The organism is Psychromonas saccharinae (genome assembly GCF_051201515.1).
GTDB lineage: Bacteria > Pseudomonadota > Gammaproteobacteria > Enterobacterales > Psychromonadaceae > Psychromonas.
This window is the reverse complement of the sequence record NZ_CP195153.1, coordinates 500,076-515,942: the sequence shown is the minus strand read 5'-3', so window position 1 is coordinate 515,942 and position 15,867 is coordinate 500,076. Positions and strand designations below refer to the sequence as shown.

At 37.7% G+C, this 15,867-nt stretch carries 14 protein-coding genes and 3 tRNA genes; 4 read left to right on the top strand and 13 right to left on the bottom strand.

The window, feature by feature from the left end:
• The first annotated feature begins 120 nt into the window (after positions 1 to 120).
• Positions 121 to 1,350 carry a DEAD/DEAH box helicase gene (locus ACR30L_RS02315; RefSeq protein WP_435236434.1) on the top strand — a complete coding sequence of 410 codons (1,230 nt, stop codon included), beginning with the start codon at positions 121 to 123 and terminating at the stop codon, positions 1,348 to 1,350.
• 52 nt (positions 1,351 to 1,402) lie between these two features.
• Here the strand turns inward: ACR30L_RS02315 and ACR30L_RS02310 are convergent, their stop codons facing one another.
• The 7 genes from ACR30L_RS02310 to mutY form a co-directional block, all read right to left on the bottom strand.
• Positions 1,403 to 2,743, bottom strand: coding sequence for a S1 family peptidase (locus tag ACR30L_RS02310; RefSeq protein WP_435236433.1), 1,341 nt, complete (start codon positions 2,741 to 2,743; stop codon positions 1,403 to 1,405).
• A gap of 85 nt (positions 2,744 to 2,828) precedes the next feature.
• A complete protein-coding gene (locus ACR30L_RS02305) occupies positions 2,829 to 4,166 on the bottom strand; it encodes a S1 family peptidase (RefSeq protein WP_435236432.1) in 1,338 nt (445 codons plus the stop codon).
• A gap of 584 nt (positions 4,167 to 4,750) precedes the next feature.
• A tRNA-Phe gene (locus ACR30L_RS02300) sits at positions 4,751 to 4,826 on the bottom strand.
• A gap of 41 nt (positions 4,827 to 4,867) precedes the next feature.
• Positions 4,868 to 4,943 (bottom strand) — tRNA-Thr (locus ACR30L_RS02295).
• A gap of 77 nt (positions 4,944 to 5,020) precedes the next feature.
• A tRNA-Phe gene (locus tag ACR30L_RS02290) sits at positions 5,021 to 5,096 on the bottom strand.
• 135 nt (positions 5,097 to 5,231) lie between these two features.
• A complete protein-coding gene (locus ACR30L_RS02285) occupies positions 5,232 to 5,504 on the bottom strand; it encodes an oxidative damage protection protein (protein WP_435236431.1) in 273 nt (90 codons plus the stop codon).
• Positions 5,504 to 6,580, bottom strand: a complete 1,077-nt coding sequence (gene mutY, locus ACR30L_RS02280) for an A/G-specific adenine glycosylase (protein WP_435236430.1) — start codon at positions 6,578 to 6,580, stop codon at positions 5,504 to 5,506. The genes ACR30L_RS02285 and mutY overlap by 1 nt, the downstream gene beginning before the upstream one ends.
• A gap of 141 nt (positions 6,581 to 6,721) precedes the next feature.
• Here mutY and trmB point away from each other — a divergent pair, with 141 nt between their 5' ends.
• Positions 6,722 to 7,456, top strand: coding sequence for a tRNA (guanosine(46)-N7)-methyltransferase TrmB (gene trmB, locus ACR30L_RS02275; protein WP_435236429.1), 735 nt, complete (start codon positions 6,722 to 6,724; stop codon positions 7,454 to 7,456).
• A gap of 244 nt (positions 7,457 to 7,700) precedes the next feature.
• Here trmB and ACR30L_RS02270 read toward each other — a convergent pair whose 3' ends face one another.
• Positions 7,701 to 9,311, bottom strand: coding sequence for an IS1634 family transposase (locus tag ACR30L_RS02270; protein ID WP_435235549.1), 1,611 nt, complete (start codon positions 9,309 to 9,311; stop codon positions 7,701 to 7,703).
• Positions 9,312 to 9,493: 182 nt separating this feature from the next.
• Here ACR30L_RS02270 and ACR30L_RS02265 point away from each other — a divergent pair, with 182 nt between their 5' ends.
• Positions 9,494 to 12,328, top strand: coding sequence for a ligand-binding sensor domain-containing protein (locus ACR30L_RS02265; RefSeq protein ID WP_435236428.1), 2,835 nt, complete (start codon positions 9,494 to 9,496; stop codon positions 12,326 to 12,328).
• A 55-nt stretch (positions 12,329 to 12,383) separates the two neighbouring features.
• Here the strand turns inward: ACR30L_RS02265 and ACR30L_RS02260 are convergent, their stop codons facing one another.
• The 3 genes from ACR30L_RS02260 to epmB all read right to left on the bottom strand — a co-directional run bounded on the left by ACR30L_RS02260 (position 12,384) and on the right by epmB (position 14,403).
• Positions 12,384 to 12,962 carry a thymidine kinase gene (locus tag ACR30L_RS02260; RefSeq protein WP_435236427.1) on the bottom strand — a complete coding sequence of 193 codons (579 nt, stop codon included), beginning with the start codon at positions 12,960 to 12,962 and terminating at the stop codon, positions 12,384 to 12,386.
• Positions 12,963 to 13,023: 61 nt separating this feature from the next.
• Entirely contained in the window at positions 13,024 to 13,341 is a 318-nt protein-coding gene (locus ACR30L_RS02255) for a hypothetical protein (protein WP_435236426.1), read from the bottom strand.
• Between the two features lie 45 nt (positions 13,342 to 13,386).
• The gene (gene epmB / locus ACR30L_RS02250) at positions 13,387 to 14,403 is read right to left on the bottom strand and encodes an EF-P beta-lysylation protein EpmB (protein ID WP_435236425.1); all 1,017 of its coding nucleotides are present in this window, start codon (positions 14,401 to 14,403) and stop codon (positions 13,387 to 13,389) included.
• A gap of 29 nt (positions 14,404 to 14,432) precedes the next feature.
• On the opposite strand from epmB, the gene efp reads away from it, so the two are divergent.
• On the top strand, positions 14,433 to 15,002 hold the full coding sequence (gene efp, locus ACR30L_RS02245) for an elongation factor P (RefSeq protein ID WP_435236424.1): 570 nt from the start codon (positions 14,433 to 14,435) through the stop codon (positions 15,000 to 15,002).
• Positions 15,003 to 15,085: 83 nt separating this feature from the next.
• Here the strand turns inward: efp and frdD are convergent, their stop codons facing one another.
• A complete protein-coding gene (gene frdD, locus ACR30L_RS02240) occupies positions 15,086 to 15,463 on the bottom strand; it encodes a fumarate reductase subunit FrdD (protein ID WP_435236423.1) in 378 nt (125 codons plus the stop codon).
• Positions 15,464 to 15,475: 12 nt separating this feature from the next.
• Positions 15,476 to 15,865 (bottom strand): fumarate reductase subunit C, encoded by a 390-nt coding sequence (locus ACR30L_RS02235; RefSeq protein ID WP_435236422.1) that lies wholly within the window; start codon positions 15,863 to 15,865, stop codon positions 15,476 to 15,478.
• Positions 15,866 to 15,867 lie beyond the last annotated feature (2 nt).

Sequence of the window (15,867 nt, the reverse complement as noted above, 5' to 3'; positions counted from 1 at the left end):
AGTGAAATAAACTGCTTAGATTTTTAAGCAGTTTGGCATGGGTTCATGTAGAATCATCTTTTATTTCTGTTATCACGAAAGATGGTAACAACTTACTTTTTCATTTATCTGAGATAGCGCATGCCATTTTCAAAACTTGGATTAAGCGATCCAATTTTAAAAGCGATAGCCGAACAAGGCTACCAAACACCGACTCCTATTCAATATAAAGCGATTCCAGTTGTTTTATCGGGTAAAAATGTAATTGCAGCTGCACAGACAGGAACCGGCAAAACTGCCAGCTTTGTGTTGCCTATCTTGCATAAATGCCAAGACTACTCCCCGATTCGTCCAAAACGTATTCGCGCACTCATTTTGACCCCAACTCGCGAATTAGCAATACAGGTTGAAGCGAATATTGCACTATATAGCAAATACATGAACTTGAACTCAATGGCGATGTACGGTGGCATTGATTCAGCACCACAAAAAGAACGACTTATTGAAGGTGTTGATATTCTTGTTGCTACGCCAGGACGGTTACTTGATATGTACACCAGCCGTGCACTACATTTCGATGAATTAGAAGTCTTAGTTTTAGATGAAGCTGACCGTATGTTAGATATGGGATTCATTGCTGATATTAATAAGATCGTCGAACGCCTTCCAGAGGAAAGACAAAACCTCTTGTTTTCTGCCACGCTTTCAAAAGAAGTGCGTATGCTCGCAAGAACGGCCATTGAAAAAGCCGTTGAAATCATCATTAAACCTGATGATATTGCAATACCTAAAATAGACCAATTATTATTGACCGTTGATAAAGACACGAAATCTGCATTATTAAGCTTTTTAATCACAGAAGAAGAATGGGATCAGGCATTAATATTCATTGAAACAAAACGTGGTGCTGCAAAATTAGTGAGTCAACTTGAAAAACGCGGTATTAAAGCGGAAGCATTCCATAGTGGGCGTAGTCAAACGGTACGCGCACAATTACTCGAAGACTTTAAGTCCGGTGAGCTTAAGTTTATGGTTGCAACGGGTATCGCAGCACGTGGTATTGATATTAATGGTTTAACACGTGTTGTTAACTATGACTTACCGGATGAAGCTGCTGACTATGTTCACCGAATTGGAAGAACAGGACGTGCAGGTGCAATCGGAGAAGCTATCTCCTTCGTATCTAGAGATGACTTTAGAAATCTCTGCGCTATCGAACATCATCTTGGTGAATTTATTGATCGTAAAGAAGTACCTGGTTTTGAACCTAGACTTGAAATTCCTGCTTCCGATGTGAGTTACGCACCTAAGAAACCAAATCAATCAAGAGGTCGTAACGCCCCTAAAAAAGGCAGTAAAAGACGTTCTTAATCACGATAAAACCAGTGTAATCATTACACTGGTTTTATTAATTCAAATCATTTTAGTGCCAATTCAAGCGAGAACGCATTCTCAAGTAAAGCAAACTAACTAAAATTAATAACCAAGCCAACCCCAAGGTACCGCCAGCAGAAGCATTTGAATCATTAATAGTAGAGTCACTTGTACCATCCTCGGAAACATCAATCACTACTTCATCAATCTCATCGTCTGAGTCTATAATATCATCCGTAATAAACCTTAGACCATAGGATTGTTCACCTATATTTGTACTCGGTGTGATAGATAAAATAGCCTTAAATAGACCATCTTCACTAATTGCATCTTGTAAATCAAAGCCAATACTACAATTATCGTAAGATGCATTGATCGCGTTATTATAACAATCATTTGTAATCTCCAACATATCCGCATAATGCGCATCGTCAAAGGTTAAACCTCCGATAATTAATGCATTGTCTATATCATCATTACTACCATAGTAATAAACACTAATAAGGCCTGATGAAAAGCTTTCAGTGTCACTATCGTAACTTGCAGTCCCTTCTTCAACGACTTGAAAACCATCAATTTGCGCTAATATCCAGCTGCGTACTGCACTGATTTTGGTATAAACCCCCGGCACATCAGCACAGCTATATCTTCCCCAACTAACCAATCCAACCAAAGTTAATTCACCATCTATAGTTTTAAATACAGGCCCACCACTATCACCAGCACAACTATCAACATGATCGCGTCGACTGTCATCGCCAGCACAAAACATATTATCAGTCAGATCACCAAAGTTATTCCAATAGCATGCATTAGTCGGGACGAAGGGAAGATCAACTTCTTGTAGGTTTACAGGAGAAGTACTTGTACGCGCATCTATTAAACCATAACCAATAACGGTTAATGGATCATCTTCAACTAGACTGTCAAATTGAGACGCAGTAGCGATAGCTGGGCCAGGTTGATAATAGGGTTCATCCAACTCAAGCAAGGCAATATCATTATCATAGGCGTCGCTATCATAATCACTATTAATCACTACATTTTTTATTGTATATACGTTAGCTTCTGCTTGATTGGCTAAAGTAGTCGTTGAATAATAGGCTCCTTCCCCAATGACAACACTATATTTAGAGGCATCATAGGCAGTCGCATTACCATCATTATCATCAGATGCATACACACAATGAGCCGCTGTCGCAATCCAATGTGAGCTAATGAGCACGCCGCCACAGTAAAAATTACCAGAATTATATAACGCAACCATCCAAGGGTAATCGCGATCTGCATCATCGCCACCAATAATCCGCGTTGTTACTGATATTGAATTTTCACTATCGTTTGTAGCTTCGATTGATTCTGCGGCTATCAAATATTCAGGAAATATCAATACAAAACTCATTAATGAATAGATAAAAATCTGTTTTGTAAACCTTAAAATTGTAATGAACTTCCCCTTAATCACTCAAAACAATTTACCGTACAATTGTTTTATTCATCGGATAATGTAATTTAGATTTATATCGCCAATAAGATAACAATACCAACATCAATAAAAAAGAAAAACTTAAACTACCACCACTAGAACTACTTGAACTATCATCAGAATCACTACTTGTGTAAGTTGAATCTTCATCATTAGTGAGATTGGCTTCAAAATCTAAATTATAGGTTTGTACGGCTGCACTTGCACTGGGTGTAACACTTAATGTCGCATCGAATTCGGTATCCTCATCGAGAGCATCAAGTAAATCAAAATCAATATTACAACTGCTATCACTACTTGCTAATTCATTTTCACTGCAACCGTCGCTCAAACTAAAGGTATCCGCATAGCTATCATCATCAAAAGATAATTCACCAATAGTCAATGTATCATCTGTATCGTCGTTACTACCGTAATGATAAACACTAATTAAACCTGAAGTGAATGTATCTGAATCGCTATTGTAGCTGGCGGTTCCTTCTTCAACGACTTGGAAACCATCAATATTTTCCAAGATCCAACTACGTAAATTACTAATATTAGTATAAACACCAGGAATTTCAGAACATGTAGTTGTTCCCCAACTCACTAATCCCACTAACGTTAATTCACCATCAATTGTTTTAAATACAGGCCCACCACTATCGCCCGAACAACTATCAATATTAACGTCATCGCTATCATAACCAGCACAAAACATATTATCGCTCATCAAGCCATAATCATTCCAATAACACTCATCCGTTGGTACAAATGGCAATTCAGCTTCCTGTAAAGTAGTTGGTATAGCCTCTTCCGCTGATGCGTCCTCTGAAGAATCCATCACACCATAACCAATTACAGTTAAGTAATCACCTTCCTCAATGTCACTAAAACGGCTTGCAGTTGCAATAGCTGGACCAGGTTCATAATAAGATGAGTCTAATTCAAGTAACGAAATATCGTAATCATAATCAGTTGTACTATCATCATCATCTGACGTCACATAATTAGGATTAATCACCACACTATTAATGGTATAGACACTAACACCTGCACTTGTTGCTGCGGAAGTTGTTGAGTAATGCGTTGATTCACCAATAACTACACTAAAATTAGAGGCATCATAGGCAATCGCATTACCGTCCACATCATCAGTATCATAAACACAGTGTGCGGCTGTCGCTAACCACTTGGAACTAATTAATACACCACCACAGGTAAAATTGCCTGAATAGTAAAGCGCAACCATCCAAGGGTAATCATCTTCGGCATCATCTCCTCCAACAATACGTGTTGATGTTGTTGCTGCAAAAGCCTGTATTGAACAAAGTAACATTAAAGACATTAGCAAAGACTGAAACCGATATTTTTTCAAAATTAAAGTTGTAATAACATTCTCCGAACCTTCATAACATATAAGGGGTATACGACGCCTCAATTAATTTTAAAAATTAACAAGTGAAGTCAAATTAAACATAGCAACTAAATAGAAATAATTACCCTTCTCATCTTAACCAATTTTAACATTAAATACTGAGCTAAATTCAATCTGCAATATCCAATAGCAATACGTTCCATGGTTTTGATAGTAGCACCAAGTTCAATATCTACTGTGCAATAAAAGAGGAAGTTTAATAAAAAATAATAGAGAAAATTGAACATATTTTTGTAAAAAAGCACTGCTAAATAACAGTGGCTTAAATGATGCAGCTTCATCTCGCGGAACATTGAACAAAAACTAAACCACGGACAGGAGAATTTTCAATAGATACAAAAAAACCGCAAACATTTACACGCTGCGGTTTATTTGGTTGTAATGGTGCTTCGTCTCGCCGAACCTAAACAAAAGTTAAACCACGGACAGGAGAATTTTCAATAGAGACAAAAAAAACCGCAAACATTTACATGCTGCGGTTTATTTGGTTGTAATGGTGCTTCGTCTCGGAATTGAACCAAGGACACGAGGATTTTCAATCCTCTGCTCTACCGACTGAGCTAACGAAGCAAAACTGTTAATTCAAAACAATCGTTTTAAATTTTAATAAATGGTGCCGACTACCGGAATCGAACTGGTGACCTACTGATTACAAGTCAGTTGCTCTACCGACTGAGCTAAGTCGGCACACGAAAACGTGTGCATTTGCACCGAGGCTATTAACCTCGTTTACTGATAAAAATTCATTTCAGTAAACTAAAATATGGTGCTTCGTCTCGGAATTGAACCAAGGACACGAGGATTTTCAATCCTCTGCTCTACCGACTGAGCTAACGAAGCAGGAGTGAGGCGTATTAAATAGATTTTAGAGGCAACCGTCAACCTATTTTTATTCATTTATTCATTTTTTTTAATGACTGCCTACTGTTTGGTCTGTTTCTGTTTTATTTGTGAACATTGATTGAAATGGCAACTTTAATTCTTTTCAGGTGTGTAACCTTCGATATCAATATCTTTACCTTCAAATAAAAAATCAACCATAACATCTTCTATAAATTTGCGGTCGTCAGCTTCCATTAATTTTAATTTTTTTTCATTAATCAACATAGTTTGCTTTTTCTGCCAAATGTTCCAAGCTTCTTGGCTGATATTATCAAAAATACGTTTACCTAATTCACCTGGAATTAACTGAAAAGCTAAACCTGGTGCATCTTTTTTTAAATAACTACAAAATACAGTTCTGGACATTATTTTCCCTTCTCGATTAGTTTACCAACAGTCGCTAATATTTTTTTAGTCGCAGCAGCTAGTCCGACTTTTGCAGGATCCAGTACGTTATACCAAAGCAATCCTGTCTGTTCCATTATTTGTTTAGTCTCAAATCGCTCAACGTTAATTAAAATAGGTGATATATCAAAATGATAATGACTGAATGTATGACGAAACATCGGGAGTAATGTTTGTTTATATTCTGCAATGCCTATGTTTTTCAAATGTTCTTCACATAATTCAATACTTTCAAATTCAGGAAAGCACCATAACCCTCCCCATATTCCTGTAGGTGGCCGTTGTTTCAATTGAATTGCACATTGATTTCCCTGCGCATCTAATAACACCAACATAAAAGCATGTTTAACGGGTATTTTCTTTTTCGCTTTCGGTGTTGGGAAATGGGTCATTTCTCCCCGTTCATATGCAAGACAATCGCCACTAACAGGACATTCTGTACACTTTGGTTTACTTCGAGTACATACCATTGCGCCCATATCCATCATTGCCTGATTAAATACATTCACATTTTTTGATGGTGTTACCGATTCAGCAAGATCCCATAATTTATTTTCAACTCGCTTTTCACCCGTCCAACCTTCAATTGCTTGATGACGAGTCAACACACGTTTAACATTACCATCCAATATCGGGAAACGTTGATTCAGTGTTAAAGACAGAACCGCTCCTGCAGTTGAACGACCAATACCAGGTAAATCAATCACCTGCTGAAAATCTTCGGGAAACTCACCATGATAATTATCACGAATAAACTGTGCCGCTTTATGTAGGTTTCTTGCTCTTGCGTAATAGCCTAAACCAGTCCAGTGGTGCAACACCTCATCTAATGGCGCATTAGCGAGATAAGTAATAGTTGGGAAGGAACGCATAAATTTTTTAAAATACGGAATCACCGTCGCAACCTGTGTCTGCTGAAGCATTACTTCACTCACCCACGTTTTATACAGACTTTTATCCAACTGCCAAGGCAAGGTTTGGCGACCGTATTTTAACTGCCATTGAACGATTCGTTGGCTAAAATTATTATTACTCAAAACAAACTCTTTGTTATTTTATAAAAATCTGAGCATAGCAGAGTTGCACAAAAAATATAACGTTGCATAATGCAAGGCTATTTATCCTAAAACAGTCAATACAACGTTTAGGCAGCACACATAACTCGGTAAGGTAGAAAAATGACAGATCAAAATAAATCAGCTGAAACAAATAATGCTGAGGATCTTGGCGAACAAAAACACATGCGAAAAATCCGTTCTTTTGTAAAACGCGAAGGTCGTATGACTAATCGACAATCTACCGCTATTGATAATCTATGGCCAACAATGGGAGTAGACTATCAAGAAGAGATGCTTGATTTTACAGCTTTATTCGGTCGAGAAGCTCCCGTCGTTTTAGAAATTGGCTTCGGTATGGGAAAATCACTCGTTGAAATGGCTAAAAATGCCCCTGAAAAAAACTTTCTTGGCATTGAAGTCCATGGTCCAGGTGTTGGCGCTTGTTTAGCAGATGCAGGCGAAGCTGAACTAACTAACCTGCGCGTAATGAATCATGATGCAGTTGAAGTATTAGAATACATGATACCTGAAAAAAGTCTTGCTACTTTCCAACTCTACTTCCCTGATCCATGGCATAAAGCACGCCATCATAAACGTCGTATTGTGCAACCAGCTTTTATTGAAAACATGCGCCATAAGCTCGCCATTGGGGGCGTCATTCATATGGCAACTGATTGGGAAAATTACGCAGAACATATGTTAGACGTTTTACAAGCTGCAACAAACTTCAAAAATACAAGTCCATCGGGTAATTATGCAGAACGACCAGCATGGCGACCACTCACTAAATTTGAAAACCGTGGTAATAACCTAGGCCACGGTGTATGGGATCTGTTATTCGAAAGAATAAGTTAAACCACCCTGTGTCAAAATTAGAATTATTTACACTTGTACGCTTTGCTTCTTAAAATATCTACAGAGACTAGCTTACAAGTGTAAACTAACTTTTAATATATTATTAAAAACTGGGTAAATAGTTCATAATTAAACTAACATTATCTCTTACACTTAGTGATACGGTTGGATAACAATTAATGGTCTTAAACAGCATTCAATTTATTAAATTATTTTCCCTTAGTTCTGATATTCCGCACCGGTTTTAAGAATAAATTTGCCTGTATCTATCCCCCAGGCAATCAACAATAACTTGTTGCCGTTCTTGCCAATTTACTACCATAGGCGACTGGCTTTCCAGGTAGATTATCGTAACTCCTTGGAAGCATTGAAATACCCAGCGAGCGGTTGGATTCTGGGAAGGCTTTTTCTTTTGATCCGGGAAGTAAAGGTCTTTTTCCTTTAGCTTTTTGCGGATCAGATGCTCTAAGGAAGCGTATACCATCAAACAGGAAGTCATTACCATTAACAGCGCTTCTATTCGCTCTGGCTTTTTGATGAAAATTGAGCTTGTTAAGAAATCCGGACTTTTTAAAAAACGGAACCCTTTTTCAACTGATTGCTGCTCTTTATAAGTTTTAAGCACCTTATCCATTGTCAGGCTTTCATCAAGATCATTTGTTGCAATAATAAAGAAACCTAATTGTTTAAGTGCATTATCCCTTCTATCAAGAGGAGTAAATAAATTCCCTGTTATTTTGTATTCAACTCGCTCGGGAGCTTGCCCTTTTTTAGGTTGTCCTTTCTTGCCATAGATAGGGATCTCAACGGTTTCATCAATAACATCACAGTAAACTTGTTTCTTTCTCCACAACTCAACGGCTTGCTCTGCATCATGTTGACAGGCAAACCTTTGTTGTGAGAGTTTTTTAAAGGTCTTACGCTCCGCATCTGCTTTCTTCAGCATGCGTTTTGTTAAACTATGTGTTTCACGCTTTCTCGCTTGTTCACTGCGGATCAATAGCCACCTCTGCTTTATATCGCTGTAAGTCGATTGGTGCCAAGCTCCTGAGTAACCATTCCCCATATTTTTAAAATCAAGTTCAGAAGCCTGATTAATAAGGACTTTAGCTTCCCTCAATTTATGTGGGACACGCGTGATAAATAACTGATTTAGTTCATCCAACTCAGTAATGGTATCTTGCACATATAAGGCTGCATCTGCCACTAAATAACGGCAGGACTGCGCGGCTTTTAGACTTTTTATATGGGATTTGACTATCTCCTTGAATCCTTCCATATCATTAATGTTGCCACTGGCTGGCTTCATATAAACTGGGATCCCGGATTGGTTCTCACAAATCAGGTTGAGTACGACCTGATTAAGTTCAGGACGATGATCACGTGAATAGCCTTTGGTAATTTGAATAGGGTTAAGATCATCTTCATCATCGGATAACTTTTCCATACCATCGTAGTGAAAGCTTGTTGAGTCGAGATGAACAGAGTTGCATGGTAGCCCTAAGTGTTTAATAACAGCTTCACCTATATCTTGGTATAGTGATGAAACACCATGTTCGTATAGTGCATCAAGGCAACGACCTAACGCATCATCATTGATGTATTCAGCTTTTACTTCAGGGGCAATCAGACGGTCTAATGGTTTATCAGAAAAATACTCGCGATACATATGCAGTGTTCTGCCGGTAAATCCCAACCCATTGATTATCATAGCAATGAATAAGTTACCGAAACTTATTTTCCGCTGTTCACTTGTGCCAAGTGCTTGATCGATGATATTGGCAAGCTTGATTTCCTTACAAAATCCAGCAACTAATCCATGGTGTTCAAGTGATTTCGTGTATGGGTAAGTCATGATTTATCTCTTTGAAAAGAAAGTAATAGATCAAAATTGAGGATCCCGGTCAACAATTTTTTGAAATATCTGGATGTTTCGCTAGCCAGATCACGATTTCATAGCCATTTCATAGCCAATAGTAATAAAAATTCAGGTGCGGAATAACAGTTAGTTTAATATTTATCTTACTTTCTTTTAATGTGCCCTCCGCGTACGCAATACTTTCCGATAATTATTTATATGACACATGGACAAGTAAAGAAGGCTTACCCCATAACAGTATCAATGCGATCACTCAGACAAAGGATGGTTATCTGTGGTTTGCAACTTGGGAGGGCATTGCGCGTTTTAACGGTAAAGAGTTTAAAGTCTTTACCCGTGGTGCCGAAAGCGCCCTCGCCGATTCAGGTGTACGAACATTATACGCCAATTCTGATGGGAGTTTATTCGCAGGTGGCGCAAGAGGTGGACTTGTAAAACGGGAACCTCATCACTGGCAAGCCATGACACCAATAAAAAACCTAATTAATGCAGTACTACGCGACAAACACGGCGGCATTTGGGTTGGATTGCAGGGAGATGGCCTGGTATTCCGAGAAACAGAAGATGCACAAGACCAATTCATTTTACCTTCAATTAGTATTTATAAACTTTCACTGACTGAAAATGGAGATATTCTCGCGTCAACCAGTGAAGGGCTTTATCAAATAAGTACAAATACCCCTCAAAAGATAACAACCATTCTCGAGCTTCAAGGTATTCCAGTCTATTCAACGGTGCAAACACCGGAAGGAATGCTACTTATTGGTAGTAAAAATGGCGTTTGGACATATCAAAAAGGCCAACTTAAACGTTTTAATGAGCAATTGAATAACGTTATTGTTTCAACCATTATTATCGATAAAGCAGGAAATTATTGGTTTGGATCTTCTCGACAAGGAATTTATTATTTCAATGGAAAAAAACTATCCCGTTTTACTGAAGATGATGGCTTACCAAATAATAATGTTTTATCTTTATATCAAGATAGGGAAAATTCCATTTGGATTGGTACAAACAGTGGATTGACTCGTCTTAGAAAAGCACCTTTTAGCAGTTGGAATCAAAAGAATGGGTTGCAAGGCGATTTTATTCGCACGACGTTAGCCTTACCCGATGGACGAGTTGCAGTAGGCAGTAGTAATGGATTAAACCTTATTGAAGACGATAAGATTTATAGCTTCGATCCCACCTTTAAATATAATACAGATAAAAAACAAATTTCGGTGCTCAGTCTAGCACCTCGGAAAAAATCAGGGTTCTGGGTTGGTACTGCAGAGAACGGTTTATTTAAATTTGAACAAAATCGATTAGAACATGTTGCGCTTGAACATTTACCGACACAACAAATCAGAGCTATTTATGAAGATGAAAAAGAACAATTATGGATTGGTACCACAGGTGGATTAGTAAAATACTCAAATAACCAAGTACAGCAGTTATTCACCACTAAAAGTGGCCTGCCCGATAATTATATTATGGCATTGACTCAAGATGCTCTAGGGAAAATTTGGGTTGGTACGGGTTTAGGTGTTGCATTAATAAAAAACAATAAGCTACGGTCTTTAAATATAGACCCCTTAGAACAAGCACAGTATGTGTTCGGCTTCCACTCTCAAAAAGAATATATGTGGATGGCAACGGACAGAGGCCTTATTCGTTATCGCTATTCAGATGACAGTATGGCCATTATAGGACAAAAACAAGGGTTACCACTGGATAAGTTATTCCAGGTAATTCCTGACTCAATGGGGTATTTCTGGTTAACCTCTAACCGGGGATTATGGCGAATTTCACAACAAGAAATCAATGCAGTTGCAGATGGAGCAATACCGCAAGTAAATTTCGTTCATTATAGTGAAGTTGATGGCATGCCCACTGCACAACTAAACGGTGGTTCAAATCCTGCCGCATCGGTTGATCAATCGGGGGATATTTGGTTTGCAACAGCCAAGGGATTAATAGAGACGCACCCTAAACGTTTTAGTGAAATTATTGCAACAAAATTCCCAGCAATCATAGAAAAAGTCACCGCAGACCAAACAACGTTAAATTTAAATACCGAACAACCGATATCGTTACCCGCCGGAACTCAAAGAGTCAGTATTTCCTTTGTTGGCCTTGGTTTTATTTCTTCAGAACACATACTTTATAGTACAAAATTAGAAGGCCTTCAGTCTAAATGGACACAACGTGGTTCAATTGGGGTGGCAGAATATACCAACCTAGCGCCAGGGCATTATACTTTTATGGTTAATGCTTATTATCCTTACCATCAAGATACTATTAATAACGCACAGTTCTCTTTTATTATTGAACCCTATTTATGGCAACGAATAGAAGTACAATTAGCACTATTGGGCCTACTAATTTTAACCATATATCTTTCTGTACGTTGGCGACTTCATTTGCTTAAACAATCGGAATTAAAACTAAAAAATGAGGTTGAGCAAAAAACGCAAGCACTACGTATCCAATCATCGGCTTTCGAAAGACAAGCTAGAGAAGATAAATTAACAGGATTACATAATCGTCTTGCCTTTGATGAATGGCATAAAAGAATTTATTCCCTTTCTCAATCAAAAACCAACTTATCGATTATCATGCTCGACATTGATCATTTTAAACGAATTAATGACACATATACTCATCTCGAAGGTGACAAGGTTTTACACAAACTCGGGCACTTATTTTCTCAATTAGAACAAAGAAATTGCTTTATTGCGCGTTGGGGAGGTGAAGAGTTTGTATTTGGACTACTTAACTGGCAAAAAGATAACGTTTACGCACTGTGTGAAAAAATCAACCACCTAGTCAAACAACAAGACTATAGCGAAATTGATGAGCAATTAGTTGTGACAATTAGTATTGGCGTAGTTAATGGAGACACTTCAACCAATATTGAAACCTTATTACGTCATGCAGATGAAGCTTTATTTGAAGTTAAAAATAATGGGCGTGATGGGATTTGTGTATACAAAGACGAAAACAATTAGCGACTTAATCCAGTCGCTTTAATTAAGATAATTCTGACGTAAATTAGCCGTACCTTTAATCCCAAATATATTGGCGAAAATGTTTACGGCAGACTGATTCATAGGTTTCATTACCACCTATTTCAACTTGAGCGCCTTCTTTAACCGGATTGCCATGGGCATCTAATCGCAACACCATATTTGCTTTACGGCCGCAGTGGCAAATGGTTTTTAATTCAACTAATTTATCTGCCCAAGCTAGTAGATAATGACTTCCAGTAAATAACTCCCCTAGAAAATCACTGCGAATACCGTAACAAAGAACAGGAATGTTTAGGATATCAACAACATAAGTTAATTGCTTCACTTGTTCTTTACTTAAAAACTGCGCTTCATCAATAAGCACGCAATGTATATATTCAGCTTCATGTTGTGTTTTTATTATTTGGCTTAAATCATCTTCACTCGCAAAAATTTGAGCGTCGGCTTCTATGCCCATTCTTGAGGCAACTTTCCCCATTCCAGCTCTATCATCAATGGCAGGGGTCATGACTAAGCTATTCATCCCTCGTTCGCGATAGTTGTAGGAAGACTGTAATAAAGAAGTCGATTTACCCGCATTCATAGACGAGTAATAAAAATAAAGTTGTGCCAAAGCGCTAAGCTCCCTGTTAACTCATAAGAGTTAATAAAAATTAATAATAATGGATGAATATTTAATCTTTTAAATTCGTATTAAAAGCCGTAAGCATTTTCAAAAGCAATTCTATTTTAGTCACAATGCCGGGTAATAATTTTTTATAATGATCTTCATCATCCACTTGAATGGACTGAAGATCAGCCGCTAATTCTTCAACGTAAGGAAGAAAAGTATCCGCATGATTTTTAAATGCCGTATCAGCACTAAATATTTGTGCAAAACTGGCTTTTTTCTGTTCACGTAAAACTGCTAACTTCTTATCTGCATCAACAGCTTTGTGATAAATTATTTTTACATTTTCTTGAAGTTGTTCAAGCACACTTTCTTTGCTCATTTGCTGTTCCTTGTTAGCCATGGAATTTAATTAAACTAAAACTGATTATAACGAATTAATCACTGTTTTGCTTTTTTCACCCGCTATTTCTCGGCTTAATTTAGGCACTAAATACCCAGGCAAACCTTGATTCATCTCTTTTATCAATTGTTGTGCGTGTCTTTCTGGTAAGTCAAAATGCTGAGCGCCCTGTACTTTGTCTAATAAAAATAAGTAATAGGGTAAAATACCCGCGCTGAATAAATTTTCACTGAGGTTGATCAACGTCTTGCTATTATCATTTACCCCTTTTAATAAAACACTTTGATTTAATAACTGTACCCCCGCTAACTTTAATTTAGCAGCCGCATCACAAAAAGCCGGATCGATTTCGTTGCCATGGTTAATATGAAAAACGAAAACAACGTTAAAACGGCTGTTTTTCAATATATCGCATAGCGTATTGGTAATTCGACTCGGAATAACGACAGGAAGACGGCTATGAATGCGTAAGCGGGTTAACTGAGGCAACTGTTCTAGACTATTCACGACGTATTCTAAGAAATAGTCTTTGCTCATTAAGGGATCTCCCCCACTTAAAATCACTTCGTTGATTTCTGGGTGTGCTTGAATATAAGTAATCACCTTCTGTAGTTGTTGCTTATTAATATTATTATCTTGATAAGGAAAATGACGACGAAAACAATAACGGCAATTAACCGCACAACCTGACTTTAAAATTAACAATACACGACTTGTATATTTATGTAGCAAGCCAGGAATTGCACTATCATGCTCTTGCAGCGGATCTAAATTATAACCATCACTAACAAGTTCTTCATCATTAATGGGTAAGACTTGTTTTAATAAAGGATCATTAATATCCCCTTTTTTCATTTTCTGAACAAAAGGAATAGGCACTAACATTGGGAAGCTTTTACGTGCTTTATCGCTTAATGGAACATTTTCCGGAGATATCTCTAGTTTTTGCAACAGTTCTAGTGGATTTTTAAGCGCATTGGCCAGTTCTTTTTGCCAATTCGCCGTCTCAACGGTATTATTCACGGTAATTAATTGTGTCATTTTAAAAATCAGATCAAATAGAGGTTAATATGGGAACATATAGTACCAGTGAATTCAAAGCAGGCCTAAAATTCATGCTAGATAAAGAGCCATGCGCTATTCTAGAAAATGATTATGTAAAACCAGGTAAAGGACAAGCATTCAACCGTGTTAAATTCCGTCGCCTATTATCAGGAAAAGTAGTAGAAAAAACATTTAAATCAGGCGAAAGCGTTGAATCTGCAGATGTAATGGATATTGAACTTGCTTATCTATATAACGACGGTGAATTCTTTCATTTTATGAACAATGAAACTTTTGAGCAAATTGCAGCAGATGCGAGTGCAGTTGGTGATTCGGCTAAGTGGTTAGTAGAACAAGATGTATGTACCATTACGACTTGGAATGATAGCCCAATTGCAGTAACACCTCCTAATTTTGTTGAACTGGAAGTAACAGACACAGACCCAGGTTTAAAAGGTGATACAGCAGGAACCGGCGGTAAACCAGCAACACTATCGACGGGTGCAGTCATTCGTGTCCCTTTATTTATTGCAATCGGTGAAGTTATTAAAGCAGATACGCGTACGGGTGAGTATGTTGGCCGCGTTAAAAAATAACAAGATCTGAAATATTATAAAACACTTGATTTATTAGACATAAAAAAACCAGCACTTACGCTGGTTTTTTTTAACGTTTGTTTCTAAACGAGTTGTAGTAACAATGTAAATACAAACACTGTCACTGTAAACGCAAATCCATAACAAACAACACGCTGTATCACTTTATTTCCATCAATACCAAGGTCATGTAAACCATGAAAAACACGGTGTAGTGTATGCCAAAGCGGTAAAGAGATTAAAACAAACAATATAATCGCGCCATACCATGACGTTGCAAACCCATGGACTTTATCATAGCTAAGATCTTCGCGTCCCATTAAACCTAGCGGAATTAAGATCCCAGTAATAAGCACCATCACAGGTGTAATGAATGCAGTCAACATCCCTCCTGCGCCAAATAATCCCCAAAAGATAGGCTCATGAGAGCGTCGATAGACTTTATTTTTAACATCAGACATATTCGAGCTCCTTTATAAAATGGCAACAGCAAAACAGAAAATAACAACCAAAGCAAAAACCGTATAAAGGGTCGTAACTATTGGCTTTTGTTCAACTTTCTTACCTTTAAACCACAAATCAGCAGCACGAGGCACAAGCGAGAACCAAGTAGTGGTATGGTATACAGCAAAAACCAGTATAACTAGGTGTAGAATAATTGAAATTGGGCTTTGCAAAGCATCTAACCAGCCATTAAATGCAGCTTCTCCTTGGGTAAGACGAAAAACGCCCCAAGCCAATATTAAGCTGTAAATAGTAATCCATATGCAGGTGCTTTCACGCAACATATATTTAGTGTAAAACGTCTTCTTAAGCCACCAATCTGGAGACGGCTTGCGAACATAAGGTTTACGTTTACTCATTC